At 68.9% G+C, this 25,336-nt stretch carries 25 protein-coding genes and 1 pseudogene; 16 read left to right on the plus strand and 10 right to left on the minus strand.

The features are described from left to right. Positions 1 to 280: 280 nt before the first annotated feature. From AB0B72_RS29635 to AB0B72_RS29645, 3 genes are read left to right on the plus strand one after another with little or no spacing between them, the layout of a single operon-like run. Positions 281 to 427, plus strand: coding sequence for a hypothetical protein (locus tag AB0B72_RS29635; protein ID WP_367742429.1), 147 nt, complete (start codon positions 281 to 283; stop codon positions 425 to 427). A 10-nt stretch (positions 428 to 437) separates the two neighbouring features. Continuing rightward, a complete protein-coding gene (locus AB0B72_RS29640) occupies positions 438 to 665 on the plus strand; it encodes a DUF6158 family protein (RefSeq protein ID WP_367742431.1) in 228 nt (75 codons plus the stop codon). Then, complete coding sequence (locus AB0B72_RS29645) at positions 658 to 1,116, plus strand: hypothetical protein (protein ID WP_367742434.1); 459 nt, start codon at positions 658 to 660, stop codon at positions 1,114 to 1,116. The genes AB0B72_RS29640 and AB0B72_RS29645 overlap by 8 nt, the downstream gene beginning before the upstream one ends. An 83-nt stretch (positions 1,117 to 1,199) precedes the next feature. Here the strand turns inward: AB0B72_RS29645 and AB0B72_RS29650 are convergent, their stop codons facing one another. Then, on the minus strand, positions 1,200 to 1,574 hold the full coding sequence (locus tag AB0B72_RS29650) for a hypothetical protein (RefSeq protein WP_367742436.1): 375 nt from the start codon (positions 1,572 to 1,574) through the stop codon (positions 1,200 to 1,202). 165 nt (positions 1,575 to 1,739) lie between these two features. Between AB0B72_RS29650 and AB0B72_RS29655 the strand changes: the two genes are divergently transcribed. The 6 genes from AB0B72_RS29655 (at position 1,740) to AB0B72_RS29680 (ending at position 9,006) form a co-directional block, all read left to right on the plus strand. Beyond that, a complete protein-coding gene (locus AB0B72_RS29655; RefSeq protein ID WP_367742437.1) occupies positions 1,740 to 2,720 on the plus strand; it encodes a LacI family DNA-binding transcriptional regulator in 981 nt (326 codons plus the stop codon). A 161-nt stretch (positions 2,721 to 2,881) separates the two neighbouring features. Continuing rightward, the gene (locus tag AB0B72_RS29660; protein WP_367742438.1) at positions 2,882 to 3,892 is read left to right on the plus strand and encodes a LacI family DNA-binding transcriptional regulator; all 1,011 of its coding nucleotides are present in this window, start codon (positions 2,882 to 2,884) and stop codon (positions 3,890 to 3,892) included. 158 nt (positions 3,893 to 4,050) lie between these two features. Then, entirely contained in the window at positions 4,051 to 5,424 is a 1,374-nt protein-coding gene (locus tag AB0B72_RS29665) for an ABC transporter substrate-binding protein (protein WP_367742439.1), read from the plus strand. Between the two features lie 85 nt (positions 5,425 to 5,509). Then, positions 5,510 to 6,421, plus strand: a complete 912-nt coding sequence (locus AB0B72_RS29670; RefSeq protein WP_367742441.1) for a carbohydrate ABC transporter permease — start codon at positions 5,510 to 5,512, stop codon at positions 6,419 to 6,421. Further along, positions 6,421 to 7,395, plus strand: a complete 975-nt coding sequence (locus tag AB0B72_RS29675; RefSeq protein WP_367742443.1) for a carbohydrate ABC transporter permease — start codon at positions 6,421 to 6,423, stop codon at positions 7,393 to 7,395. Before AB0B72_RS29670 ends, AB0B72_RS29675 begins: the two co-directional genes overlap by 1 nt. A 30-nt stretch (positions 7,396 to 7,425) precedes the next feature. Next, positions 7,426 to 9,006, plus strand: a complete 1,581-nt coding sequence (locus AB0B72_RS29680) for an alpha-amylase family glycosyl hydrolase (protein WP_367742445.1) — start codon at positions 7,426 to 7,428, stop codon at positions 9,004 to 9,006. Between the two features lie 99 nt (positions 9,007 to 9,105). Here AB0B72_RS29680 and AB0B72_RS29685 read toward each other — a convergent pair whose 3' ends face one another. The 3 genes from AB0B72_RS29685 to AB0B72_RS29695 all read right to left on the minus strand — a co-directional run bounded on the left by AB0B72_RS29685 (position 9,106) and on the right by AB0B72_RS29695 (position 10,535). Further along, a complete protein-coding gene (locus AB0B72_RS29685; protein WP_367742447.1) occupies positions 9,106 to 9,306 on the minus strand; it encodes a DUF397 domain-containing protein in 201 nt (66 codons plus the stop codon). Positions 9,307 to 9,427: 121 nt separating this feature from the next. Continuing rightward, a complete protein-coding gene (locus AB0B72_RS29690) occupies positions 9,428 to 9,649 on the minus strand; it encodes a DUF397 domain-containing protein (RefSeq protein ID WP_367742547.1) in 222 nt (73 codons plus the stop codon). 25 nt (positions 9,650 to 9,674) lie between these two features. After that, the gene (locus AB0B72_RS29695) at positions 9,675 to 10,535 is read right to left on the minus strand and encodes a helix-turn-helix domain-containing protein (protein ID WP_367742448.1); all 861 of its coding nucleotides are present in this window, start codon (positions 10,533 to 10,535) and stop codon (positions 9,675 to 9,677) included. 386 nt (positions 10,536 to 10,921) lie between these two features. Between AB0B72_RS29695 and AB0B72_RS29700 the strand changes: the two genes are divergently transcribed. Together AB0B72_RS29700 and AB0B72_RS29705 are read left to right on the plus strand one after the other, a co-directional pair. Further along, positions 10,922 to 11,230, plus strand: coding sequence for a hypothetical protein (locus tag AB0B72_RS29700; protein ID WP_367742449.1), 309 nt, complete (start codon positions 10,922 to 10,924; stop codon positions 11,228 to 11,230). After that, a complete protein-coding gene (locus AB0B72_RS29705) occupies positions 11,227 to 11,832 on the plus strand; it encodes a hypothetical protein (RefSeq protein ID WP_367742450.1) in 606 nt (201 codons plus the stop codon). Before AB0B72_RS29700 ends, AB0B72_RS29705 begins: the two co-directional genes overlap by 4 nt. Before the next feature lie 59 nt (positions 11,833 to 11,891). Here AB0B72_RS29705 and mscL read toward each other — a convergent pair whose 3' ends face one another. The 4 genes and pseudogenes from mscL to AB0B72_RS29725 all read right to left on the minus strand — a co-directional run. Next, a complete protein-coding gene (mscL, locus tag AB0B72_RS29710; RefSeq protein ID WP_367742451.1) occupies positions 11,892 to 12,320 on the minus strand; it encodes a large conductance mechanosensitive channel protein MscL in 429 nt (142 codons plus the stop codon). A gap of 212 nt (positions 12,321 to 12,532) precedes the next feature. After that, positions 12,533 to 13,987, minus strand: coding sequence for a protein kinase (locus AB0B72_RS29715; protein ID WP_367742452.1), 1,455 nt, complete (start codon positions 13,985 to 13,987; stop codon positions 12,533 to 12,535). Further along, positions 13,974 to 14,855: a LacI family DNA-binding transcriptional regulator gene (locus AB0B72_RS29720; RefSeq protein WP_367742548.1), complete on the minus strand. Its 882-nt coding sequence runs from the start codon at positions 14,853 to 14,855 to the stop codon at positions 13,974 to 13,976. The genes AB0B72_RS29715 and AB0B72_RS29720 overlap by 14 nt, the downstream gene beginning before the upstream one ends. Further along, a pseudogene (locus tag AB0B72_RS29725) lies at positions 14,847 to 14,981 on the minus strand (LacI family DNA-binding transcriptional regulator); the annotation flags it as partial. The gene AB0B72_RS29720 and the pseudogene AB0B72_RS29725, both read right to left, overlap by 9 nt. Positions 14,982 to 15,498: 517 nt before the next feature. Between AB0B72_RS29725 and AB0B72_RS29730 the strand changes: the two are divergent. From AB0B72_RS29730 to treZ, 5 genes are all read left to right on the plus strand, one after another. Further along, complete coding sequence (locus AB0B72_RS29730) at positions 15,499 to 16,143, plus strand: DUF305 domain-containing protein (protein ID WP_367742453.1); 645 nt, start codon at positions 15,499 to 15,501, stop codon at positions 16,141 to 16,143. Between the two features lie 551 nt (positions 16,144 to 16,694). Continuing rightward, a complete protein-coding gene (locus AB0B72_RS29735; RefSeq protein ID WP_367742454.1) occupies positions 16,695 to 17,600 on the plus strand; it encodes a TauD/TfdA dioxygenase family protein in 906 nt (301 codons plus the stop codon). A 475-nt stretch (positions 17,601 to 18,075) separates the two neighbouring features. Next, positions 18,076 to 20,220, plus strand: a complete 2,145-nt coding sequence (gene glgX / locus AB0B72_RS29740) for a glycogen debranching protein GlgX (protein WP_367742455.1) — start codon at positions 18,076 to 18,078, stop codon at positions 20,218 to 20,220. A gap of 93 nt (positions 20,221 to 20,313) precedes the next feature. Beyond that, on the plus strand, positions 20,314 to 22,494 hold the full coding sequence (gene treY, locus AB0B72_RS29745; protein ID WP_367742456.1) for a malto-oligosyltrehalose synthase: 2,181 nt from the start codon (positions 20,314 to 20,316) through the stop codon (positions 22,492 to 22,494). 53 nt (positions 22,495 to 22,547) lie between these two features. Beyond that, positions 22,548 to 24,254, plus strand: a complete 1,707-nt coding sequence (gene treZ / locus AB0B72_RS29750; RefSeq protein WP_367742457.1) for a malto-oligosyltrehalose trehalohydrolase — start codon at positions 22,548 to 22,550, stop codon at positions 24,252 to 24,254. Between the two features lie 25 nt (positions 24,255 to 24,279). On the opposite strand, the gene AB0B72_RS29755 is transcribed toward treZ, so the two are convergent. Then, on the minus strand, positions 24,280 to 24,978 hold the full coding sequence (locus AB0B72_RS29755) for a Fic family protein (RefSeq protein ID WP_367742458.1): 699 nt from the start codon (positions 24,976 to 24,978) through the stop codon (positions 24,280 to 24,282). Beyond that, positions 24,975 to 25,196, minus strand: a complete 222-nt coding sequence (locus tag AB0B72_RS29760; RefSeq protein WP_367742459.1) for a hypothetical protein — start codon at positions 25,194 to 25,196, stop codon at positions 24,975 to 24,977. Before AB0B72_RS29760 ends, AB0B72_RS29755 begins: the two co-directional genes overlap by 4 nt. Between the last annotated feature and the right edge of the window lie 140 nt (positions 25,197 to 25,336).

The following is a 25,336-nucleotide window of genomic DNA, read 5'->3' on the forward strand; positions in this document are numbered from 1 at the left end:
GGGGCCGGAAACTCACATAAGGCCAGGTCGCACCAGGCCTCCAAAAGATCTACCTAGGTGCCTGCAGTCAACCCGCCGTCCAATGTGCGCGCCCCTGGCCGGTTCTGGCCGAGGGCGAGTGGAGACCGGCGCCTTAGGAACCATGATCACTGAAAGGTGTCCAGTACGGACCTTGATGAACTCGAGGGCAGGTGAGGCCACGACTTCATACGGGGCCTGGGGCGACTCCGCCGCCGTACGCCTGATGTATGGGTGCCCGGCGAGCGGGCAGGGAACCGGCATGCGTACAGAAGACGGCCGTTATATCGAGACCGACGACGAGCCGGACTTCGCCGACGAGAACGCCCCGTCGGCGACCGACCCGCCGAACGCCGGGCCCGACGACGACAACCCGGACGAGCGCTGGGAAAAGCCGACCGAAGTGTGAGGGAGACGTTATGACCATGGGAGTCGACCCGCAGGAGTTGGGCGACGAGGACCTCTTCCGCGAGTTGCGCAGCCTGCACGAGACCCGGACGGACACGCTCCTCCACGGGTCGGACGACGCGCTGGAGCGCCACACCTCGCGGACCGAGGAGCTGGAAGGGGAGTACCTCAAGCGCTATCCCGACCGGCACATCGACCCGGGACGGCTGCGGGACGGGGCGAGGTTGCGCAATGCGTGACGGCGGCACCACCCGCGACGGCGCGCCCGAGGGCGGCGCCTGGAAAGGCGCAACCCCGGATAACGGGACGCGGGACGACGGCATCCGGGACGACGCAACAAGGGACCACGCAACGCGGAACTTCGGCACTCGGGACGACGGCACTCGGGACGACGCAGCAAGGGACGACGCAACCCGAGACGACGGCATCCGGGGTGACACGGCGCGGGACGACGAGAGCCTGCGTGACGCGCAGGAGATGTCAGCTGAGCAGATGAGCGTCTACGAGGCCGTGGCCGCGCTGAACGTGGAGGGCGATCGCCGCGCCACGCTCGCGGAGATCGCCGGCTTCACTGGGCTGCCCGAGGACACCGTACGGTGCTGCCTCGACAGCCTGGCCGGAGGCGGCCGCGTGGTGCCGAAAGGCGACCTCTTCCTTCTCGGTCCCCACGACTGGGGCCTCGACTACTGAGATCGCGGCACATTTCGAGGCCGGCACGAGACGGCGAAGCCGCCGGCCCGGGCACGGGTGCGGCGGCTTCGCGTGCCGGTCTTTCAGGAGCAGGCGGCGGCCAGCTGCTGGGTGGCCTGGGTCGCCTTGGTGGTGAACTCGGTGAGCTTCGCGGTCGCCGCCGGGTCGGTGATGTCGATCTTGAAGGACGCCCACGAGTCCGCCATGCCGGCGAGCGCCGTCTTGAGGTCGCCGTCGGCCTGGCCGGAGAGGTCCTTCAGCCGGGAGGCGAGGTCCGCGGTGGCCGAGTTGAGGTTCTCCAGGTTCCCCGCGGAGGCGCCGGCCTTGGCGCTGTAGTCGGTGAACGCCTTGGTCGCGTCCTGGCACACGGAGGCCTGGGCGCTGCTGCCGCACGCGGCGGTCAGGCTCAGAAGGACGGACGCCGCGGCGAGGGCGAGGGAGGTCTTGAGGATGTTCATGGTGCCTTCCTGGGGATCTTGTGACGTCACAGACACTACGAACGGGCCCTTGCGGATCACTTACACGGCGCTTTCAAGGAGCCGAGCCGACCCCGGTCCGGCGGGGTGAACGCGGCCGGAAACGGAGATCGTTGACCGCAGGGCCCGCGCCGTATGCTTGCGGCCATGACGCGGCGGCTTGCGGAGGTTGCGAAGAAGGTCGGTGTCAGCGAGGCGACGGTGAGTCGCGTGCTCAACGGCAAGGCCGGAGTCTCCGAAGCCACTCGCGAGGCCGTGCTGACCGCGCTCGACGTGCTGGGTTACGAGCGGCCCACGCAGCTGCGCGGTGAGCGTGGCCGGCTCGTCGGGCTCGTCCTGCCCGAGCTGCAGAACCCGATCTTTCCGGCGTTCGCCGAGGTCGTCGGGGGCGCGCTGGCCCAGCAGGGGTTCACGCCCGTGCTGTGCACGCGGACCGTCGGCGGCATCTCCGAGGCCGACTACGTCGACCTGCTCCTCCAGCAGCAGGTGTCCGGCGTGGTGTTCGCCGGGGGGCTCTACACACAGACGGGCGTCGTCCACGGGCACTACCTGAGGCTGGTCGAGCGACGGCTGCCGACCGTGCTGGTGAACGCGGCCGCCGACCACTGGGACTTCCCCCGCGTCTCCTGCGACGACGCCATCGCGGTCGAGCAGGCGCTGGGGCACCTGCGGGCCCTCGGCCACGAGCGCATCGGGCTGATCGTGGGCCCTGCGGACCACATGCCGTCGATACGCAAGCTGGAGGCGTTCCGCGCGTCGGGCGGCGAGCTGGTCGAGCACACCATGCACGCGCTGGAGGGCGGCCACGCGGCGGCGCTCAAACTGGTCCGGCAGAAGACCACCGGGATCATCTGCGGCAGCGACCCGCTGGCCCTCGGCGCGATCCGGGCGGCCCGCCGGGCCGGGCTGCGCGTGCCGCAGGACATCTCGGTCGTCGGCTACGACGACTCCGCGCTGATGACCTGTGTCGATCCGCCCCTCACGACCGTACGCCAGCCGATCGAGGCGATGGGCAGAGCCGCCGTGGAGCTGCTGGTCAGCCAGATCGAGGGTGCGGCGGTCGCCACGGGGGAGCTGCTGTTCGAGCCCGAGCTGGTCGTCCGCTCCTCCACCGGCCGGGTCACCTGACTCTCCGCGCATGCGAGGCGGAGGCCTCCAGCGCAGGTTCACACCAGGTGAGCGCGGCCGTCGCCCGCCATATCGACTCTCCCTCCATACGACCTCTGGCCGTATCACGTCATACGCAAGTGACTGAAATTGCTTGCAGAAATTGTCGTATAGTTGCGCTCATGACGCGACGGCTTGCGGAAGTGGCCAAGAAGGTCGGCGTGAGCGAGGCGACGGTGAGTCGCGTGCTCAACGGCAAGCCCGGGGTCTCCGAAGCCACCCGCGAGGCCGTGCTGACCGCGCTCGACGTGCTCGGCTACGAACGGCCGACGCAGCTTCGCGGCGACCGCGGCCGCCTGGTCGGGCTCGTGCTGCCCGAGCTGCAGAACCCGATCTTCCCGGCGTTCGCCGAGGTCGTCGGGGGCGCGCTGGCCCAGCAGGGCTTCACCTCGGTGCTGTGCACGCGGACTGTGGGCGGGGTCTCCGAGGCCGACTACGTCGACCTGCTGCTCCAGCAGCACGTGTCAGGGATGGTCTTCGCCGGCGGACTGTACGCCCAGGGCGACGCCTCGCACAGCCATTACCGGCGGGTGCTGGAGCGCAAGCTGCCGATCGTGCTGGTCAACGCGGCGGTGGAGCATCTCGCATTCCCGCAGGTGTCGTGCGACGACGTGGCGGCGGCCCAGATAGCGCTCGGCCACCTGATGGCCCTCGGGCACCGGCGTGTCGCCATGCTGCTCGGGCCGCCCGACCACGTGCCGTCGCAGCGCAAGCTCGCCGCCTTCCGTTCGCACGCCAAGGCCAACGGGCTGGAGTTGCCGCCCGACCATGTGGAGCACACGATGTTCTCGCTGGAGGGCGGCCACGCCGCCGCCGCCCGCATGGTGACCCGGGGTGTGACCGGCATCGTCTGCGCGAGCGACGTGCTTGCGCTCGGCGCCATCCGCGCCGCCAGGCGGGCCGGCCTCTCCGTGCCCGGCGACGTCTCGGTGATCGGGTACGACGACTCCGCGCTGATGAACTGCACCGACCCGCCGCTGACCACCGTCCGCCAGCCGATCGACGCGATGGGCCGGGCCGCGGTGGAGCTGCTCGTGGCGCAGATCGACGCCGCCGTGGTCACGGAGGACGAGTTGCTCTTCGAGCCCGAGCTGGTCGTCCGGGCCTCCACCGCGCCCGCTCCGCGCGACTGAACCCCATCACTGTCACTTTTTTGCAGCGTTACTACTGGACTATTGCTCGATCCTGCTTGCATCTATATGTTTCTCGCAACCGAGCGGATCGGGGCGCTCCAACCGGCCCCGGGACGCGTGCTCCAACGGGTCGTGGCGCGCGGTTCCAGAAGGGAACGATGATGAAAGCCCACAATCTCTCGATACTGCTGGTCACGGGGCTCGCTCTGACGGCCGCCGCATGCGGCGGCGAGGACGGCGGCAGCGGTGACGGCAAGAACGCCGCGGCCCCCGCCGCGGCGGCCAAAGTGACGATCTCGGTCGGCTGCCAGCCGCCGAAGACCAACCCGGTGCAGCGCGCGGAATGGGACGAGGACGTCGCCGCCTTCCAGAAGCTGCATCCCAATATCACGATCGACAGCAAGGACGGCTTCCCCTGCCACGACGTCAAGACGTACGACGCGAAGCTCGCGGGCGGGCAGATGGAGGACGTCTTCTACGGGTACGTCGGTGACGTCCAGACGGCCATCAAGGCGGGTCAGGCCGCCGACATCACCGAATACGTCAAGGACGTCAAGACGCTCAAGGACCTCGATCCGAGCGTCATGAACGCCTTCACGGTCAACGGCAAGATCTACGGCCTGCCCAGGACCACGTACAAGGTCGGCCTGGTCTACAACCGCAAGCTGTTCACCCAGGCGGGCCTCGATCCCAACTCGCCGCCGAAGACGTGGGCGGAGATCCGCGAGGCCGCCAAGAAGATCAGCGCCCTCGGCCCCGCGTACGTCGGTTACGGCGAGTACAGCGCGGGCAACACCGGCGGCTGGCACTTCACGCAGGAGATCTACGGCCGGGGCGGCTCCGTCGTGTCCGACGACGGCAAGACCGCGACGTTCAACACCCCTGAGGGCAAGGCCGTCCTGCAGAACCTCAAGGACATGCGCTGGACCGACAACAGCATGGGCACCAAGCAGCTCTACCAGTGGGACGACCTGATGCGTCTCATGGGCGCCGGAAAGATGGGCATGATCCTCGGCGCTCCCGACGTCATCACCGAGCTTCACGACAACCGCAAGGCCAAGTACGAGGACTTCGGGCTCGCGGCCTTCCCCGAGGCCAAGGCCACGCTCGGCGGCGGTGACGGTTACCTGTTCAACGTGAAGGACACCCCCGAGCAGATCCGGGCCGGCATCGCCTGGCTCGACTACTACAACCTCACCCCCGGCCAGGGGCAGTTCAACTACGAGCGGCAGAAGGCCAAGGGCAGGGCCGTCGGCCTCCCGGACAACAACCCGTGGGGCGCCAGCCCGAGCGGCCAGAAGCTTCTCGACCTGCGCAAGCAGTTCGCCACGCTGCCGCTGGACAACTACGCGGCCTACGCCGACGGCTCCGGGTCCATCCCCCTCAAGCTGGAGCCGGTGAACACCCAGCAGATCTACCAGATCCTCGACACCCCGATGTCGGCCGTACTGACCCGGCAGGACGCGGACGTCGACAAGCTGCTCATGGACGCGGAGAAGAAGGTCAACGACCTGCTCGCACGGGCGGGCTGACCCACGACCGGGGTGCCGGGCGGTGCCACCCACCGCCCGGTGCCCCCCCGGCTCACGTCCAGACCTCACCAGGAGAGACACACGCATGAACGTCGTGGCCATCGGCCGGCGCCGAGGACCGTCGGCGCGCGCCCGTGACGTGCGACGGAACCTCACCGCTTACGGATTCCTCTGCGGAGCGCTGATCTGCTTCGCGTTCTTCTCCTGGTATCCGATGATCCGGGAGGTCTTCCTCAGCTTCCAGAAGAACAACTTCGTCAGCGACCCGGTCTGGGTGGGCTTCGACAACTTCAGGGCGGTCTTCGCCGACTCGGCGTTCTGGCCCGCGTGGATCAACACCGCCGAGTTCACCCTGCTGGCGCTGGTCGTCGGCTACGTCGTGCCGTTCGCCTCGGCGATCGTCCTGAACGAGCTGCGGCACGCGCGGGCCTACCTCAGGTTCGTCGTCTACCTGCCCGTCATGCTTCCCCCGGCCGTGTCGGTCCTGCTGTTCAAGTGGTTCTACGACCCCGGCGCGGGCCTGTTCAACCAGATCCTCACGTTCTTCCACCTCCCGGCGCTGAGCTGGCTCGACTCGGGCAGCACGGCGCTCATCTCGCTCGTCATCGTCTCCACCTGGATGAACCTGGGCAGCGGCACGCTGATCTACCTGGCCGCGCTGCAGACGATCCCGAGCGAGCTGTACGAGGCGGCCGAGCTGGACGGGGCCGGGATCTTCCGGCGCCTCCGGCACGTGACGATCCCGCAGACGAAGCTGATCCTCCTGGTGATGCTGATGTTGCAGATCATCGCCACCATGCAGGTCTTCATCGAGCCGTTCATGCTCACCGGCGGCGGCCCGGAGGACGCCACCGTGACCGTGGCGTACCTGATGTACCAGTACGCGTTCAACTTCGGGAACTTCGGCGGCGGCGGCGCGCTCGGCCTCATGCTGATGATCGTCTTGATGGTGTTCTCGGTCGCCTACCTGCGCGTCGCCCGGGAGGACACCCGCTGATGCCGAACGTCACCGCCCCACCGAGCCGTACGGCGCCCGCCCGGCCGGCCGCGCCCGCCCCACGGCCGGTCAGGAAGCCGGACCGCCTGGCGACCACGCAGTTCCGCACGCTCGTCTCCCCGCACCAGCTGAACAGCCGCAGGGGCCGGAGGATCTACTGGATCGTCCTGGTCACCATGATCACGACCTTCACGCTGGTGTTCGTGTTCCCGCTGTACTGGATGGTCACGGGCGCGCTGAAGTCCCCCGAGGAGCTCTCCCAGATCCCGCCGACGCTCTTCCCCCGCGACGGCCTCAACTGGGACGCGTACAAAGAGGCGTGGGACCTGCTCGACCTCGGGACCCTCCTCAAGAACACGGTGCTCTACGCGGCCGGCGCCTGGATCTTCACGATGGCGGTCGACGTGACCGCCGCGTACGCGCTGTCGAAGCTGCGGCCCGTCCTCGGCAAGGTCATCCTCGGCGGCATGCTCGCCACCTTGATGATCCCCCCGATGGTGCTGCTGCTGCCCACGTACGTCACCGTGCTGAACCTGCCGATCCTGCACGTCAACCTACTGAACACCCCGTGGGCGATCTGGCTGCCCGCCGCCGCCAACGGGTTCAACATCTTCCTGCTCAAGCGGTTCTTCGACTCGATCCCGCGGGAGCTGCTGGAGGCGGCCGAGATGGACGGCGCGTCTCCGGCGCGCATCCTGTGGTCGATCGTCCTGCCGATCTCCCGCCCGATCCTGGGCGTGGTGTCGATCTTCACGATCGTCAACGTCTGGCGGGACTTCGTCTGGCCGCTGCTGGTGCTGCCGGACACCGAGAAGATGACCGTGAGCGTCGCCATCAACTCCCTGTCCCAGACCATGCCGCAGAACGCGCTCACGGCGTCCCTGGTGATCGCCAGCCTGCCGACCATCGTCGTCTTCTTCCTCTTCCAGCGGCACATCATGGCCGGCCTCACGGCCGGAAGCCTCAAGGGCTGACGCCTTCACCTGTAAGGAGTTGTATTCAGCATGCCCGGCAGCACGTCCCCGGGGACGACCCCGGACCGCGGATGGTGGCGCGGGGCCGCGATCTACCAGGTCTACCTGCGCAGCTTCGCCGACGGGAACGGCGACGGCACCGGAGACCTGGCAGGGCTGCGGTCGCGCCTGCCGTACCTGGCGGACCTCGGCGTCGACGCCATCTGGCTGAACCCGTGGTACCCCTCGCCCATGGCCGACGGCGGCTACGACGTCGCCGACTACCGGAGCATCGAGCCGGTCTTCGGCACGCTCGCCGAGGCGGAGAAGCTGATCGAGGAGGCCCACGGCCTCGGCATCCGCACCATCATCGACGTCGTCCCCAACCACGCCTCCGACCAGCACGCCTGGTTCACCGAGGCGCTCGCAGCCGGTCCCGGTTCGGAGGCCAGGGAGCGGTTCTGGTTCCGCCCGGGCGTGGGGGACGGGCCGCCCAACGGCTGGCAGTCGATCTTCGGCGGCCCCGCCTGGACACAGGTCCCGGACGGCGAGTGGTACCTGCACCTGTTCGCCCCGGAGCAGCCCGACTTCAACTGGAACAGCCCCGTCGTGCGCGAGGAGTTCCTCGACGTGCTGCGCTTCTGGTTCGATCGAGGCGTGGACGGCGTCCGCATCGACTCGGCCGCCGTCATCATCAAGGACCTGGAGAGCGTCGAGGAGTCCTACACCGACCACGACGGGGTCCACGACATCTACCGCGAATGGCGCCGCCTGTCCGACTCGTACGGCGACCGCATCCTGATCGGGGAGGTGTGGCTGCCGGACCAGGAGCGTTTCGCCAACTACCTGCGCCCCGACGAGCTGCACACGGCGTTCAACTTCGAGTTCCTGTCCAGCGCGTGGGAGGCGGGCGCGCTGCGCGCCGGCATCGACCTCACGCTCGCCACCCACCTCCCGCTCGGCGCGCCCGCGACCTGGGTGCTGTCCAACCACGACGTGGCTCGTCCCGTCACCCGGTACGGCAGGGCCGTCACCTCGTGGGACAACGCCGACCGCAGGGACGGCATGCCGTCCGACCTGGAGCTCGGCGGGCGCCGGGCGCGGGCGGCCGCGCTGCTGGCGATGGCCCTGCCCGGCAGTGTGTACGTCTACCAGGGGGAGGAGCTCGGCCTGGAGGAGGTGGAGGACATCCCCGAGGAGCTGATCGACGACCCGATGTGGACTCGGTCGGGCCACACGGTCCGCGGCCGTGACGGCTGCCGGGTGCCCCTGCCCTGGTCGGGGACCGAGCCGCCGTTCGGGTACAGCACCGGAGTCCCGTGGCTGCCCCAGCCCGCGGGATGGCGCGACCTCACGGTCGAGGCCCAGCGGGACGACCCGTCGTCGATGCTGTCCCTCTACCGGTCGGCCCTGCGCATCCGGCGGGAGCTGCTCGGAGACGGCGTCATGTCCTGGCTCCCGCTCGGCGACGACGTGCTGGCCTTCGTCCGCGACTCCGGCCTGCTCTGCGTCGTCAACCTCGGCCCGTCGCCGCTCGTGCTTCCGCCCCACGAGTCGGTCCTGCTGTCCAGCGGCCCGCTGGACGGCGACCTGCTCCCCACCGACACCGCGGTCTGGCTCATGACGGCGTGACGATCAAGAGCCGGGGATCCATTGAAGCCGAGAGGCTTCCCCGGCCGAATGCCGGGGAAGCCCTTTCAGCGCATCGATGAGCGAGACCCTCGCGGGACCTCAGGGCATGTCGAAGTACCCGTTTCTGACCCCTCCCACAAACGCTCGCCACTCCTCAGCCGTGAACGTCAGGATCGGGCCCTTTTCACCCGCTTTGCCGTCGCGCAGGGCCACCCATTCCGCCTGGAAGGCCACCTGGACACAGTTGCCTCCGTTGCAGATGGAGTGCCAGACGGCGCCCTCGAACGTCGGTCGCATCATGTGCGCTGCCTTTCGTAGGCGGGGTAAAGATCTCTCTGAGATCTCGCGCCATGATGATTCTATCGGTTTGAGGTTCTCTACTCCATATGTCCGTTGAGGGGGCTGCTGGGGCTATTGGTGATTACGTGATTCGTGGGTCATGGGCCCCGTCTTTCACTTCTTGGACGAAAGCGTTCCATGCGTCACGTGGAAACTCCAGTACCGGACCGCCGGCGACCTTTGTATCCCTTAGCCCGATGACTCCCTGGCCCAGGTTCGCCACTTCCACGCAGTTGCCGTTGTTGCAGCGACTGGCCTTGATCCAGACGGCGTCGGCGTGGCGCCGCTGTTGTGATGACTTCATCGTCACCGTGCTCTTTCTGTGCAGATCATATGGGGAAGCGTTCTCTGCTGATCTTTTTCACCAGCTCCACTGACTCTCGTGGGTGCAGTGCCGCCGCGTGGAGGTGACCTAACGCTTCCCTGTAGGGTTTGAGGTCGGAAGGCTTTTCCAAGTATTCCATGGTCTCAAGGCCTTCGATGAATACCACGGCGGACGTCTGGGGATCGGGTATCTCTAGAAATGCGAAGGAATTGTCCAAGCCCATGTAGGCGCCGACCGAAAACGGGATCACCTGGACGACGATATTGGGCAGCTCCGCCGTCTTGATGATTCCCCGGAGCTGTTCGCCCATCACCTCGGGACTTCCCACGACGCGATGCAGGGCGGCCTCGTCGATGAGCGTCCAGTACTGGGGCGGTTCCTCCTGGCGCAGGAGTTCCCTGCGTTTCATCCGCGCCTCGACGCGGCTGTTGAGCACATGCTCCTGAATGTGGGGAAGCATGCCCCGTATGAGCGCCCGAGCGTAGTCGGGAGTCTGCAGCAGACCGGGAAGGAAGCAGCACTGGAACTCAGTGATCTTCGAGGCGCTCGCTTCCAGTTCCACGTACGGATAAGCGGCCTGGTCTCCGAGATCGCCGAGCTGCTGACGCAGCCCCGGCTGCCTCGCCTCTCTGGCGAGGCTCATCAATGACTCGGTTTCCGAGGCGCTGACGTCGTAGATCGCGCACAGGTCCCGGACGTCGCGCAGCATTATGCCGCGCTGCGCGTTCTCCAGCCTGGACAGCTTTCCCGCTGAAACCATGAGCCGCTCGCCGACCTCGTCGAGGGTCAGCCCTCTGGCCAGGCGCAGCTCTTTCAGCTTGGCGGCAAGCTGGCGGCGGCGCAGGGTCGGATTCGGCCGTGCCACGCACGCTCACCTCTTCCCGCCCGCGCTGTCCGTCGCTGCTCTCCTTCCGGCGCCCCGATGCTAACAGGACGGGACATGTCAGCGGCAAAACTAGATGGTAACTATCACGAGACATTTCAGGTGGCAATTGCCAACTCGCGGTTGCCAAGGCTATGTGCGGGTAAAGGCTACATAAGCCTCAACGTGGCGGCTGCCGCAGCCGGTTCCCGGAGGGAGGCGATGTTCTCAGGGCCGCAGGATCTCGGCCCCTCCTTGTCTCATAACGCCGCTGGGCCGATGGTGACACATCGGCCCAGCGAGGGATGACCACCCGAACCAGTAAGGGATGATCCACCGTGAATCGTAACCACATCCGCACCCGGAAAAATCCCCCTCGGGGATTACGGATGCGCATCGTCGCCCTGATCTGGGCGCTGAGCGACGAGGCGTTCGCCGAGATAGACGCGTTCGCCTGGGTCCAGCGCTGGCAGATCCGGCGTTCCTGGCAGCGGCACACCTATCGCGACCGGCGGTTCGACGCCGTCATCGCCTGCCGGGCATGCCAGGCGACCGGCCAGGCCCCTACTTCTGGGCCCTGCCCCTCCTGCGGGGGGACCGGACGGCTCAATCTGCTCGAACCCGTGGTGAGCCCGAACAAGGGCTCACCACGGCCGCCACGGCCCGGCCGCGAGTGCCCCGAGGGAGGGCGCACATGAGGCACCGGGTCCGGCGGAACCCCCACCTGGTCATGCGGTTCATCGAGAGCTCCGTCTCTCCGGTGGCAAGGCCGGGGCCGCTGACCCTGCTGTGGAGGTGGCGGTACGAGACCGCGCTGATCGCCGGCGGCCCCGCCGTCGTGGTCCTCTCCGTACGGACCGTCGACCCGGCGTTCACGGTGACCACCGGTGCGGTGGTCTGCGTGATCGTCATCGTGTGGCCGCAGGCCCGCCGGGAGGTGGAGAGCCGCCTCTGGTGCGTGGTCACGCCCCACCGCGTACGCAAGGCGTGCGCCGAGGCGATGATCGTCACGCGCCGTGGCAAGCTGCCGGTCATCCTCCGGACCAGGCCGGAGCCGTTCGGCGAGAGACTGTGGATCTGGTGCCGGGCCGGGATCAGCCCACGCGACCTGGAGCAGGCGCACGACGTGATCGCCGCCGCCTGCTGGCTGGCCAGGGAGGTGCGGGTGACGCGCCATCCCCACCGGGCCTCCCTCGTGGTCCTGAATGTCATCCGGCGGCCGGAGGGACCTGTCCTGGAGGAGGAGCCGCCGCCATGTGAGACGTGGCAGCGGTCCCTTCCCCGGTTCCCGAGACATTGACGCAGAGACAGCGACGCGGTGGCAGTCACGCGGTGGCAGTCACGCGGTGAGCCGGGAGGTCAGGCAGGGGGCTTCTCGGCGGCGGGGACGGTGGTCAGCTCGGCGGTGCAGAACGCGCAGCGCCGGGCGGCGACGGGGATGTCGCTGAGGCACTCGGGGCACTGCTTCTCGGTGGCCTCCTTGTTCCGGTCGAACAGGCTCATGAGGCGGGTCATCGGCGTGACGACCAGCCAGTACACGACGGCGGCCATGATGACGAACGCCAGCAGGTGGTTGACCAGGTCGCCGTACTGGAAGGCGGCGCCGTTCACGGTGAACTTGTACTTCGCGAAGTCGGGCTGACGGCCACCTGTGACGGCGGCGATCAGAGGAGTGATGAGATCGGCCACGAGGGCGTTGATGAGCCCGCTGAATGCGGCCCCGATGACTACTGCGACGGCGAGCTCCACGAGATTGCCGCGCATGAGGAACTTCTTGAATCCACTCATGAGGCATCGCTTTATCCCGATTTGCCCTCGCTGTGCAAGGTCTTGACGGAGGCGTGGATTTCCCGGTAAGTAAGATCAACAGTGTGAGTCGGGGTACCCCTATGGGGTGTGGGAGCGCTCCCATTGTCCGAAACTAATTACCGGACACGCAGACATGGTGACGGGGCGTCCGAATATTACTCAAATTGGTCAATAAGGGTCCGACCGCTGCGTCAGGTTCCGCTCGCCTGCGCGAGGGCGTTTTCGACGCGGTCGAGCTCGCCGTCCAACCGCGCGCGGATCTCGGGAGGGAGCCGGCCCTCCCGCGAGCGTACGGCGAGCTTGTCGCGCACCGGGTCGACCCCGTAGCCGGCTTCGACGGCGTTGCGCAACACCTGCTTGAGGTCGAGGGCGACGTCGTCGTCGATGTCGTGGGCGGCCTCGGCGTCGTCGACGAGCAGCCCGAACCGGGAGATCGCGGTGTCCAGGGCGATCGGAGCGGTCGAGGTGGCCAGCGGCAGAGTGGAGACGTCGGGCTTACGGGTGGCCCGCGGGGACTTCTCGCCGCGGGGGGCCGGGGTCGTGTCCGCCCTCTTCGGAGTGGCGGTGTCGTGCTGGTCGGAGGGGTGGCCGGGAGACGAAGGCAGCCCGGTGGGAAGTCCCGGGTCGGCCACGGGTTCGACCTGCGGACCCGGGGCGGTGGAAGTGGTGAGGACGGGATTGCCGGCGACCGAGGGGCTCGGCAAGGTGACCGCGCCCCTGTCGGCGCCGGCCGACTGGGTGAACCAGAGGACGGTGCCGAGGGCCAGGGCGCCGACGGCGGCGGCGCCCCAACCCGCACCGTGGGGGCCCGGAGGCTTCCTGACCTCGGTGAGGGCGGCCGCCACGGCCCGTGCGCTCGGCCGGTCGGCCGGGTCGGAGCACAGGCAGGTGCGGCACAGCTCGGCCACCTCCTGCGGCAGGCCGGGCACTCGTTCCGGTTTGGGCGGCGGGCCCTCCCGCCGGGCGGCCTCGACGGCCTCCCAGGTCGTCTCCGGGTACGGCGGGGCGCCGGTGAGCATCTCGAACAGCAGCACGCCGAGCGCGTAGACGTCCACGGCGGGATCCGCCGTGGCGCCCTTGAGCCGCTCCGGCGCCACGTACGGCGGGGTGCCGAAGTCGGCCACGAGCTGGTCGTCGCACTCGCCGATGAACGCGGCGATCCCGAAGTCCAGGAGCTTCGGCCCGTCGGCGGCCAGCAGCACGTTCTCCGGAGTCACGTCACGGTGCACGATGCCCCGGTCGTGGGCCGCGGCCAGCACCTTGGCCAGGCCGCAGGCGATCGCCGTCGCCTCCGGCCAGGGGAGCGGGCCCTCGCTGACGCGGTCGGCCAGCGAGCGGCCCTCAAGCAGCCGCATCACGACATAGGCCGCCAGGCGGCCGCCGTTGGTGACGGTCTCGCCGTAGTCGTACACCTCGATGGCGTCCGGGTGGATCAGCCGGGCGGTCGCCCTGGCCTCCCGCCGCATCAGCTCACGGCCGGGGTTGTCCTCGTTGAGCGTCGCGTCCAGGACCTTGATAGCCACCATCCGCTGGAGGGACTGGTCGAAGGCGCGCCAGATGACCGACATCCCTCCCGTCGCTATCCGTTCCTGGAGCAGATAGCGACGGGTCAGGACGTCGCCCTCCTTGAGCTCAGGCCGATTCACGAACCACCAGTTCCGTGGGCAGCACGGGATTGCCCTTCGGCTTGTCCTCTTCGTCGCTCAGCGCCATGAGCAGCAGCCTGGCGGCGAGGGTGGCCATCTCCTCCACCGGTTGCCGGACCGTGGTGAGAGCCGGCGAGGTGTGCCGGGCGACCGGTGCGTCGTCGTAGCCGATCACCGCCACGTCCTCCGGCACCTTGCGCCCGGCGCGGCGCAGCGTCTGCATCGCCCCGGCCGCCATCACGTCCGACGCCGCGAACACGGCGTCGAGGTGGGGCGCCCGCTGGAGCAGCCATTGCATCGCGTGAGCGCCTGACGCATGGGTGAAGTCACCGTACGCCACCGGCATGTCGACCATCCCGGCGTCGCGCAGTGTCTGCCGGAAGCCCTCCAGCCGATCCCGGGCGGCCGGGAGGGTCGGTGGACCGGCGATGGTGGCGATCGCCCTGCGGTTGCCGAGCAGCAGGTGCTCGGCCGCCTGCCGGCCGCCGTCGATGTTGTCCATGTCGACGTAGGGTAGGTCGATGCCGTCCGGCGGCCGCCCGGCGCAACGCACCGGGATGCCCGAGGCCGCCAGGGTCACGGCGAGCGGGTGCCTGGCGCGTGCTCCGATCAGGAGCACGGCGTCGGCGGCTCCCGCCACCAGTGGTGGCGCGGCGATGGAGGCCGTCGCGGGGGTCGCGGTCATGATGACCAACGGCACCCCATGGCTCGCGAGCACCTCCTCGCAGGCCGATAGGAGCCGTGCGTAGAACGGCTCACTGAACAAACGTGGACTGTGCTCGCAGACAACGGCGGCGATGATCTGCTCGGCCCGCCTGCCCGCCGAACCCCTGGGGGCACGGCGTCTGACATAGCCCAGACGCGACATCGCGTCATGGACCTGTCGACGGGTCGATGTCGTCACGCGTACCGAGCCGGTCAGGACCCGGGAAGCTGTTGCCGGGGAGACGCCGGCTGCGGCGGCTACCTCTGCGAGGGTGGGAAGATCGGCCATCCGGTCTCCTCGGCCCGAAGGTTCACACGGCTTGGGAGCGCTCCCAAGCGAAAGTATCACTGTTTCGCTCGTGTCAACAGAGGTTTCCTCGGTGTGAAACCTTTCGTAGAGTTTCACGGCCTTTTCGCATGAGATGGAGGCTAGAGCAAGCGCCGTCAGGCTGGGAAGCGAATGGGAAATTTGTCAGGGAATCCCTACGTCTGACCTGGAATCGTGGGATGTGGGATGACCGGGGAGCCGGGGACCCGAGGGGCGGATGAGGGCGGAGCGGGCGGGCTCCCCCCGGCGGTAAGGTCCTCCTGTAAGGGATCACGGGAAGGGGAGGCCTGGGTGCTGGAACCCGCACTCACCTGCGTCTCCCGCAGCGCGGCGGCCCGATGCGGCCGCTCGCGGCCCCGTTCGACCGCGCATGGTCTCGGGGGTCCGTGCGGCCTCGCCGGCCGGTCCGACCGCCCGAGCCGGAAAGGCCACTCCAGTGACGACCACCTCCCGCCGGATCCCCGCGCACGGTGTGACGATGACGTTAACGGGCGTGATCGCCGCCGCTCTGCTCGCGGCGTGTGGCGGGTCGGGCGACGCCGCCGCCCCGTCGCCGGCGGCCTCGCCGGCGCCTGTCTCCACCGAAAGCCCGCAGGCCACGGCCTCACCGGCGTCGCCGGCCCCGTCGGTGGCGGCGGCGGAGACCAGCCCGGCCGCTGAGACCCCGGCTGCGGGGTTCAATCAGGCCGACGTCTCGTTCGCGCGGCAGATGATCCCCCATCACCTGCAGGCCATCGACCTCGCGATCCTCGCCCAGACCAGGGCGGGGGACCAGTGGATCCGCGACCTCGCCGCGCAGATCAAGGACGCCCGCGACCCGCAGATCCGCACGCTGAAGGGCTGGCTGGACGCCTGGGGCGCCGAGCCGCTGCCCCGGGGTCATCGCATGCCGGGCATGCTCTCCTCCGCCGACGTGGAGAGGCTGGCCAGGGCGAGTGGAGCACGGTTCGACCGGCTGTTCGTGACCATGATGATCGAACACGAGGGCGGGGCGATCACCCTGGCCCGCGCGGAACAGGCCCAGGGGGCGTTCGCGGACGCCACCGCGATGGCCGAGTCGATCTCCACGACCCAGACAGCGGAGGTCAAGGAGATGAAGAAGTACCTCACCGCGCTTCAATGATCCGTTAACCGAAACAAGGCTTTCGGACAACCGATCCCGACGCCTCCCTCGGAGACCGCCGCCGGCATCTCATGGGCCCCGTCGTCGCCTGGCTCACAACGCGCCCTGAGTGCAATGCCCTCATTGGGACGTGACAGCATGCCTGGACCCTCCGGGGAGCGCATTCTGTCGTGACGGGTAATTTCGGTTGTAAATAAAAGACAGATAGGCGGAGGGGTGGTCAGTCGCGACATCCCTGAGGGGCGTACCGCACCTGAGTGGCCGGCCCCGGGCGACTCGGGCCGGGGTCGAGGATGACTCGCGAGGATCGCGGCGCGCCCGGCGTCGGCGGGAGGTGCCGCCCCTCGGACGGCTTCCAGGTAATTCCTACTTGCTTTGCATGAAACTCTCGGGTTAACGTCGGCCCATGACGCCATCCGAGGGGCTCGCCCGGCGCGGCCACGTGGACTTCTGCCGCGTGGCCAGCGCCCTGTGTCGCGCCGCCTGATTCCGCTCTCCCTCCGTACGGCCGGGCTCCGCCGTACGCCATGATCAGGATGAAAGGCGCAACCATGTCCAACGACCTGCACATTTCCCCCGTCTCCGGCCGCATCGGGGCCACCGTCTCCGGTGTGAAGCTCGGCGGCGACCTCGACAAGGCGACCGTCAAGGAGATCAGGAACGCGCTGCTCCGGCACAAGGTGATCTTCTTCCGGGGGCAGGACCACCTCGACGCCGACGGCCAGGTCGCCTTCGCCGGGCTGCTCGGCCCGCTCACGACGGCGCACCCGACCGTGCCCTCCCTCGACGGGCATGAGCACGTGCTCGACCTCGACTACGGCTCGGGCCAGAAGGTCGACCGCTGGCACACCGACGTCACGTTCGTCGACCGGCCGCCGCAGGCGTCGGTCCTGCGCGCGATCGAGGTCCCGGCCGCGGGCGGCGACACCCTGTGGGCCAACACCGTGACCGCCTATCTCGACCTGCCCTCGGAGCTGCGCGAGCTCGTCGAGCGGCTTCGCGCGGTCCACACCAACGCCTTCGACTACGCGCGGATCGCCTTCGCGGACGACCCCGAGCGGACCAGGGCGCACGCCGCGGTGTTCGCCTCGACGGTCTACGAGACCGAGCACCCGGTCGTACGCGTCCACCCGGAGACGGGTGAGCATTCGATCCTGCTGGGGGACTTCGCCCGGCGGATCGTCGGCCTGCCCTCCGACCTGTCCGAGGGGATCATCCGGCTGATCCAGCAGCAGGTCACCAAGGTGGAGAACACCGTGCGCTGGCACTGGCAGCCGGGCGATGTGGCGGTCTGGGACAACCGTTCGACGCAGCATCGGGTGGTCCACGACTTCGGCGACCAGCCCCGGCGGCTCCAGCGGGTGACGGTCGCCGGAGACGTCCCCGCCGGGGTGGACGGCCGGGCCTCGGCCGTGCTGCGCGGCGACGCCACCGCGTACTCCCGGCTCGCCGCCTGACGCCTGCTTCCTCGGGAGAGGGCCGGTCCCCTACGTGGACCGGCCCTCTCCGCCTATTTTCGGACAAATAGGTCGAGGTGACATGGACTGCTCCAAGGGTGTCGCGACCGGCCCAACGGCTGCGGTAAGTGACGATTGCCGGGGCCGTCCAGTCGCGGCCGGGTGTCCGGTCGCCGGCCCTCCCGGGCGGCGGCGCACCGCGTCCTCGCAGCTCTCCGCTTGATCGGCTCCTCCCCAGGGGTGGACGGCCCATTTGCTCCGGCATGGCACGTTCACCCCTTTGCCATACCCGCAGTTAACGTGGCGGGACTGTCGCAGCCATTTCTGGGCAGGCACGATGTCTTGTGAACGACTGTCATTCCAGAGATCTCACGTGCGGACGCCGGGGGCGCACCGCCGGAGAGCGCAGCGATAGGACCGGTGGGCTCGGGGGCACTCCCGCGAGGGCCGCCGCACCGGAAGGCGAGGAGGGCCTGTGAGGGAGATCTGGCCGGGGGATTCGTATCCGCTCGGAGCGACGTACGACGGAGCGGGGACGAACTTCTCCCTCTTCTCCGAGGTGGCCGAGCGGGTGGAGCTGTGCCTGTTCGACGACGAGGGCAACGAGGAGAGGGTGACGCTCGCCGAGGTCGACGGCTTCGTCTGGCACGGCTACCTGCCCGGGATCGGGCCGGGCCAGCAGTACGGCTACCGCGTGCACGGGCCGTACTCGCCGGGTGAGGGCCTGCGGTGCAACCCCAACAAGCTCCTGATCGACCCCTACGCGAAGGCGGTCGAGGGCCACGTCCGGTGGGACCAGGCGGTGTACGGCTACCGCTTCGGCGAGCCGGACAGCCGTGACGACAGCGACTCGGCGCCGTACGTGCCTCGCTCGATCGTCGTCAACCCCTTCTTCGGATGGGGGCACGACCGGCCGCCGGCCACGCCGTACCACGACACCGTGATCTACGAGGCGCATGTCCGGGGCCTGACGATCTCCCACCCGAAGATCCCGGAGCGCATCAGGGGCACCTACGCCGCGCTCGGCCACCCGGAGATCATCGATCACCTCACCGGGCTCGGGGTGACCGCGATCGAGCTGATGCCGGTGCACCAGTTCCTCACCGACCACATGCTGGAGAAGCGGGGGTTGGCCAACTACTGGGGCTACAACACGATCGGCTTCTTCGCGCCCCACAACGCGTACTCCAGCTCGGGGGAGCGCGGCGGGCAGGTGCTGGAGTTCAAGGCGATGGTGAAGGCCCTGCACGAGGCGGGCATCGAGGTCATCCTCGACGTGGTCTACAACCACACCGCCGAGGGCAACCACCTTGGGCCGACCCTGTCCATGCGGGGCATCGACAACGCCAACTACTACCGGCTCGTCGAGGACGACCGGCGCTACTACATGGACACCACGGGCACCGGCAACAGCCTGCTGATGCGCAGCCCGCACTCGCTGCAGCTCATCATGGACTCGCTGCGCTACTGGGTGCGCGACATGCACGTGGACGGCTTCCGCTTCGACCTCGCGGCGTCCCTCGCGCGGGAGCTGCACGAGGTCGACCGGCTGAGCGCGTTCTTCGACCTCGTCCAGCAGGACCCGGTCCTGTCGCAGGTCAAGCTCATCGCCGAGCCCTGGGACGTCGGCCCCGGCGGCTACCAGGTCGGCAACTTCCCCGCCCGCTGGACGGAGTGGAACGGCCGCTACCGCGACACGATCCGCGACCTGTGGCGGGGGGAGCCGGCCGCGCTGCCGGAGTTCGCCTCGCGGCTCACCGGGTCGAGTGACCTCTACCAGGACGACTCGCGCCGCCCGGCCGCGTCGATCAACTTCGTCACCTGCCACGACGGCTTCACGCTGCAGGACCTCGTGTCGTACAACGACAAGCACAACGAGGCCAACGGCGAGGACAACCGCGACGGCGCCGACGACAACCGTTCGTGGAACTGCGGGGTCGAGGGCCCGGCGACCGGTCCGGTGGCGCAGCTGCGCGAGCGGCAGAAGCGCAACTTCCTCACGACGCTCTTCCTGTCGCAGGGCGTGCCGATGCTGTCCCACGGCGACGAGATGAGCCGCACCCAGGGCGGCAACAACAACTCCTACTGCCAGGACACCGAGATCAGCTGGGTCGACTGGGGGGCGCTGCTGGAGGAGGGCGCCACCCAGCAGGACGACGCCGAGATCAGGGAGAAGCGGCAGCTGCTGGAGTTCACCCGGCGGCTCGCCCGGCTGCGGCGCGACCACCCCGTCTTCCGGCGCCGCCGCTTCTTCTACGGCCGGCCCGTGCGGGGCTCCCACGACCAGCTCAGCGACATCGCGTGGCTCACGCCCTCGGGCACGGAGATGGCCGACACCGACTGGACCAACGGCTACGCCAAGGCCCTGGCGGTCTTCCTCAACGGCGACGCCATCACCGAGCCCGACCGGCGGGGCAGGCGCATAAGGGACGACTCGTTCCTGCTGCTGTTCAACGCCCACCACGAGGTCATCCGGTTCACCGTCCCCAAGGACTACGGCGAGATGTGGGCGACCGAGCTCGACACGGCGATGCCGATGCCGAGCGAGTCGCGGCTGTGCCGGGCCGGCGAGGCCGTCCCCGTGTCGGGCCGGTCGGTGCGGGTCCTGCGACGCGTCTAACCTGGCCCTCCAGGGTCCTGTCCCGGCAGGCGCGGATTCGTGACGCGCGGCCCTGGGCAGGACCCCGGGGATTCGACTTCGAAGGGCGGTTCCGTGACTTCTACCTACCGGGTGCAGCTGACGCCTGACTTCGGCTTCGCGGAGGCCGCCGGCCTCGTCGGCTACCTGCGGGAGCTGGGGGCCGGTCATCTCTACCTGTCGCCGATCCTCCAGGCGGTGCGCGAGTCGCGGCACGGGTACGACGTGGTGGACCACGGCCGCATCCGGGCCGAGTTCGGCGGGGAGGAGGGGCTGCGCGCGCTGGCCGCCGAGGGTCTTCCCCTGGTCGCCGACATCGTCCCCAACCACATGACGATCCCGCTGCCGGAGTCGGACAACGCGCAGCTGTGGGCGGCGCTGCGCGACGGCCCGGAGTCGCCGCACGCGCGGTGGTTCGACTTCCAGTGGCCGGTGGCCTTCCCGATCCTGGGCGACCAGCCCGGCGGGCTGGTGGTGGACGGGCAGGTTCTGCGTTACCACGACCACGAGTTCCCCATCCGGCCGGGCACCGAGCACCTGCCGCTGGAGGAGCTGCTCGAGGCCCAGCACTACCGGCTCGTCAACTGGCGGGAGAGCCCGGGATACCGGCGCTTCTTCGACGTGTCGTCCCTGATGGGCCTGCGCGTGGAGGACCCCGCGGTCTTCGAGGCCACCCACGCCGTGACGTTCAGGCTCATCGACGAGGGGGTCGTCAAGGGCCTGCGGGTGGACCACCCGGACGGCCTGGCGGACCCGCGCGGCTACGTGCGGCGGCTGCGCCCCCACGTGCCCGGCCCCCTGTGGGTGGAGAAGATCCTCATCGACGACGAGCGGCTGCCGGCCGACTGGCCGTGCGACGGCACCACCGGCTACGACGCGCTGAACATGGTGACCCGCCTGTTCGTCGACCCGTCGGCCCGTGACGCGCTCATCGAGACCTTCGCCCGCCACACCGGCGTGCGGGACGACTACGACACCGTGCGCAGGCAGTCGAAGAGGCACGTCCTGGAGCTGTTCTTCAAGGGCGAGGTCGACCGGGTCGCGCGGGACCTCGGCGATCCCGGGCTGCGTGACGCCGTCGCCGAGCTGCTGACCGCCATGCCGATCTACCGGGCGTACGTGAACCCGGGTGAGCAGCCGCCGCCGGAGTCGGTGAAGGTCGTCCAGGAGGCCGCGCGGGAGGCCGCCACCCACACCGACCCCGACGCCGTCGCCAAGGCCGCCGACCTCGTGCTGTACGGCCCGCCCGAGGGGGTCACCCGGTTCCAGCAGACCTGCGGCCCGGTCATGGCCAAGGGCGTGGAGGACACCGCGCTCTACCGGTGGTATCCACTGGCGTGCCTCAACGAGGTGGGCGGCGAGCCCGACCGCTTCGGCGTGTCGGCGGGCGAGTTCCACGAGTTCTGCGCCGGCCTGCCGCCCCGCACGATGACGACGCTGTCGACCCACGACACCAAACGGTCGGAGGACGTGCGGGCGCGCCTCGCCGTGCTGTCGGAGATGCCGCGGGAGTGGGCGCTCGCCGTCGACTCGTGGGCGTCGTCGGTGTCGTTCGACCCGAAGCTCGACTACCTCGCCTGGCAGAACCTGATGGCCGCCTGGCCCATCACGCCGGAGCGCTTCACCGACTACCTGCTCAAGGCCGCGAGGGAGGCCAAGACGGCGATCTCCTGGATGGAGCCCGACCCGGCGTACGAGGACGGCGTCCGGGATTTCGTCCAGCGGGCCGTCGACGTCTGCGGCTACTCGATCGCCTCGTTCACGGAGGTCGTCGACAGGTACGCCCGGGTCAACTCCCTGGGCCAGAAGGTCGTCCAGCTCCTGATGCCCGGCATACCGGACGTCTACCAGGGCAACGAGATCACCGACTTCTCGCTGGTCGACCCCGACAACCGGCGGCCGGTCGACTTCGCCAGGCGCCGCAGTCTCCTGGCCGAGCCCGACGACAGCTGGGACGGCGAGAAGCTGCTGGTCACCAGGACGGCCCTTCAGCTGCGGCACCGGTTCGACCCCGAGGCGCCGTACGTGCCGATCGAGGCGGGTGAGCACGCGGTCGCGTTCGCCAGGGGGGACCGGGCGGTGGCGGTCGCGACCCGGCTGCCGGTCGGGCTGGAGCGGCGCGGCGGCTGGGGGAGCGAGACGCTCATGCTGCCGCCAGGCACCTGGCGCGACCTGCTCACCGGCAGGCTGTACACCGGCCGGGTCCCCATGGCGCACCTGCTGTCCAGCCACCCTGTCGCGATCCTCGAAGGGTGAATTCCCTCCCACATCGGGGAAGAGGGCATGGTGCGGCGAGCGGATAAGGGGAGATGATGTTCGAGGTCTGGGCGCCCGAGGCGACGCAGGTGGAGGTCGAGTACAAGGGCGGCAGGCACGGCATGACGCCTGGCGAAGGCGGCTGGTGGAGGGCGCCCGGTGACGAGCACGGCCTCGACTACGCCTTCTACGTCGACGGCGAGGGGCCGTTCCCCGACCCGAGGACGCAGCGGCAGCCGTACGGCGTGAACGGCGTGAGCCGCGTCTACGAGCACGGCAGGTACACCTGGGGCGACCAGGACTGGCACGGCCGTGACCTGCGCGGGTCGGTCATCTACGAGCTGCACGTCGGCACGTTCAGCCCGGAGGGCACCTTCCGCGGGGCGGCCAAGAAGCTCGACCACCTCGTCGACCTGGGCGTCGACTTCGTCGAGGTCATGCCGGTCGCGCCGGTGCCGGGCACGCGCAACTGGGGATACGACGGCGTCGACCTCTACGCCGTCTTCGAGGAGTACGGCGGGCCCGACGGGCTGAAGACCTTCGTCGACGCCTGCCACCAGGCAGGGCTCGGCGTGATCCTCGACGTCGTCTACAACCACCTCGGGCCCTCGGGCAACTACCTGTCGAAGTTCGGGCCGTACTTCAAGAACTTCAAGGGGTCGTACTGGGGCGACGCGGTCAACCTGGACGGGCGCGGCTCCGACGGTGTGCGGCGGTACTTCATCGAGAACGCGCTGCAGTGGCTGCGCGACTACCACATCGACGGCCTGCGCCTCGACGCCGTGCACGCCCTGCACGACAGCCGCGCCGTCCACTTCCTGGAGGAGCTGGCGGCCGACGTCGACGCCCTCGCCGCGAGCGTGGGCAGGCCGCTGACGCTGATCGCCGAGTCCGACCTGAACGACCCGCGCATGATGACGCCGCGCGACGCCGGCGGTCTCGGGATGCACGCGAGCTGGAACGACGACGTGCATCACGCGATCCACGCCGCGGTCACCGGGGAGAGGCAGGCGTACTACTGCGACTTCGGCTCGCTGCCCGCCCTGGCCAAGGTGCTGACGTCGGGCTTCTTCCACGACGGCACGTTCTCGACCTTCCGCGGGCGGTCGCACGGCAGGCCCGCGACGGGGGTGCCCGGCTACCGGTTCGTCTGCTGCGTGCAGAACCACGACCAGATCGGCAACCGGCCCGAGGGCGACCGGATGGACCCCGACCACCTGTGGCTGGCGTCGGGCCTGCTGCTGACCTCGCCGTTCACCCCGATGCTGTTCATGGGGGAGGAGTGGGGCGCCACCACGCCGTTCTTCTTCTTCACCGACCACTTCGAGCCGCACCTGGCCGAGGGCGAGGGGGAGCGCCGGGCGCGCGAGTTCGAGAGCTTCGGCTACGACTGGAAGGCCCCCGAGCCCGGCGAGGAGGAGACGTTCCTGCGCTCGAAGCTCGACTGGAACGAGCTGGCGGAGGATCCGCACGCCTCGCTGCTCGGCTGGTACCGGGATCTGATCGCGCTGCGCAAGGCGCACCCGGACCTCGCCGACCCCCGGCTCGACCGGGTGAAGGTCCGCTTCGACGAGGACCGTCACTTCCTGGTCGTCGAGCGCGGCTCGCTGCGGGTGGCGGCCAACTTCGGCGAGATGCCCGTCCCCGTACGGCTCTCGCCCGGCGCGAGGCGGATCCTGCTCGCCTCCGACGAGGGCGCCCGGACCATGGACGGCGACCTCCACCTCCCCGCCCGCTCCCTCGTCGTCGTCCAGACCTGACCGCGCTGAGAAGCGTTGCCCATTGTCACGAAAGGCTGCCTCGCGTCCATGACGCTGAGCGGCCGACGCCGTCGGCGGTGATGATCCCTTCCTTCCTCAACTCGGTGAGGACGAGTCGGATCGTCTGATCGCTGATGCCCGGGAGCGCGGCGCGGATGTCGGTGACTCGAAAGACAGGTGGGCCTTGACGGAGGACGTAGTCCCGCACGCGATCCTGCTTGGTGCCTGGTGAGTGCTCGGCCGCGGCGCGGGCGGCGAAGGTCTCGTACGCCTGGGAGAGCAGTCCGGTGAAGTAGCCCAGCCAGGGCCATGGGTCGGCGTTGTCCTGGTGCCAGCCGTGGGTGGAGTCCAGCAGGCTTTGATAGTAGGAATCGGACGATCTGGCGATCGCCTGCTCAAGGCTGACATAGCGCACGACGCCGTATCCGGCGTCCGAGAGTAACGCATTGGTGAGCGCGCGGGCGATCCTGCCGTTTCCATCCTCGAAGGGGTGGATCACCAGCAGATCCAGGACGAAAAGGCCGACCAGTAGTACGCGGTGGTGCGAGCCTTGGAGGAAGGCCTTGCGGTAGTTCTCGATGAGCTCCCGGACGTACATGTCGGTCTCGGCGGCGGTGACCGGACGGAACCGCTCGACCAGCGTCCCGTCGGCCATTCGATCGACGACCAGATTTGCCCCGTACATCTCGGCAAGCGTGGCCACCGCTTTGAGTACCGCGCTCACCACCGAACGTCGGTCGGATCCAGATCGCGGAGTGTACTCGACACGTGGCTTGAGGTACTTGGGATGATCACCGTGCCCTCGTGCCGGGTGGCCGGCTTGCGCTTCAACGTGATGCCGGCCGCGCCGAGAACCCGCTCCGCGTCCGCGGTCGATCGTGTGATGTCCGCGATCGCACCAATGGAATCAGCACTGAGCAAAGGGCGCTTCGTCTCCGTCATGGGACCAATTTTCCTCTCCCACCGACCGTTATCGGCGTGATCCGCGTGATGCCCTGGGGGTCTTCGAGGGCGTGCGGGGCGCTCATCGTTTGGGCGTCACCGCGCCCGGGTGACCCCCTCTTACGGCGATGTTCGCGCGT

It is taken from the genome of Microbispora sp. NPDC049125 (genome assembly GCF_040802045.1).
GTDB lineage: Bacteria > Actinomycetota > Actinomycetes > Streptosporangiales > Streptosporangiaceae > Microbispora.

Excerpts from the sequence above, each read along its gene's own strand:
- AB0B72_RS29635 (WP_367742429.1), top strand. The coding sequence starts at position 281 with ATGCGTACAGAAGACGGCCGTTATATCGAGACCGACGACGAGCCGGAC.
- AB0B72_RS29735 (WP_367742454.1), top strand. The coding sequence starts at position 16,695 with ATGTCCAACGACCTGCACATTTCCCCCGTCTCCGGCCGCATCGGGGCC.
- mscL (WP_367742451.1), bottom strand. The coding sequence starts at position 12,320 with ATGAGTGGATTCAAGAAGTTCCTCATGCGCGGCAATCTCGTGGAGCTC.
- AB0B72_RS29660 (WP_367742438.1), top strand. The coding sequence starts at position 2,882 with ATGACGCGACGGCTTGCGGAAGTGGCCAAGAAGGTCGGCGTGAGCGAG.
- AB0B72_RS29685 (WP_367742447.1), bottom strand. The coding sequence starts at position 9,306 with ATGATGCGACCGACGTTCGAGGGCGCCGTCTGGCACTCCATCTGCAAC.
- AB0B72_RS29760 (WP_367742459.1), bottom strand. The coding sequence starts at position 25,196 with ATGACGGAGACGAAGCGCCCTTTGCTCAGTGCTGATTCCATTGGTGCG.
- AB0B72_RS29690 (WP_367742547.1), bottom strand. The coding sequence starts at position 9,649 with ATGAAGTCATCACAACAGCGGCGCCACGCCGACGCCGTCTGGATCAAG.
- AB0B72_RS29665 (WP_367742439.1), top strand. The coding sequence starts at position 4,051 with ATGATGAAAGCCCACAATCTCTCGATACTGCTGGTCACGGGGCTCGCT.
- AB0B72_RS29640 (WP_367742431.1), top strand. The coding sequence starts at position 438 with ATGACCATGGGAGTCGACCCGCAGGAGTTGGGCGACGAGGACCTCTTC.
- treZ (WP_367742457.1), top strand. The coding sequence starts at position 22,548 with ATGATGTTCGAGGTCTGGGCGCCCGAGGCGACGCAGGTGGAGGTCGAG.
- AB0B72_RS29670 (WP_367742441.1), top strand. The coding sequence starts at position 5,510 with ATGAACGTCGTGGCCATCGGCCGGCGCCGAGGACCGTCGGCGCGCGCC.
- AB0B72_RS29705 (WP_367742450.1), top strand. The coding sequence starts at position 11,227 with ATGAGGCACCGGGTCCGGCGGAACCCCCACCTGGTCATGCGGTTCATC.
- AB0B72_RS29650 (WP_367742436.1), bottom strand. The coding sequence starts at position 1,574 with ATGAACATCCTCAAGACCTCCCTCGCCCTCGCCGCGGCGTCCGTCCTT.
- AB0B72_RS29675 (WP_367742443.1), top strand. The coding sequence starts at position 6,421 with ATGCCGAACGTCACCGCCCCACCGAGCCGTACGGCGCCCGCCCGGCCG.
- AB0B72_RS29645 (WP_367742434.1), top strand. The coding sequence starts at position 658 with ATGCGTGACGGCGGCACCACCCGCGACGGCGCGCCCGAGGGCGGCGCC.
- AB0B72_RS29700 (WP_367742449.1), top strand. The coding sequence starts at position 10,922 with ATGCGCATCGTCGCCCTGATCTGGGCGCTGAGCGACGAGGCGTTCGCC.
- AB0B72_RS29655 (WP_367742437.1), top strand. The coding sequence starts at position 1,740 with ATGACGCGGCGGCTTGCGGAGGTTGCGAAGAAGGTCGGTGTCAGCGAG.
- AB0B72_RS29730 (WP_367742453.1), top strand. The coding sequence starts at position 15,499 with ATGACGTTAACGGGCGTGATCGCCGCCGCTCTGCTCGCGGCGTGTGGC.
- AB0B72_RS29680 (WP_367742445.1), top strand. The coding sequence starts at position 7,426 with ATGCCCGGCAGCACGTCCCCGGGGACGACCCCGGACCGCGGATGGTGG.
- AB0B72_RS29720 (WP_367742548.1), bottom strand. The coding sequence starts at position 14,855 with ATGTCGCGTCTGGGCTATGTCAGACGCCGTGCCCCCAGGGGTTCGGCG.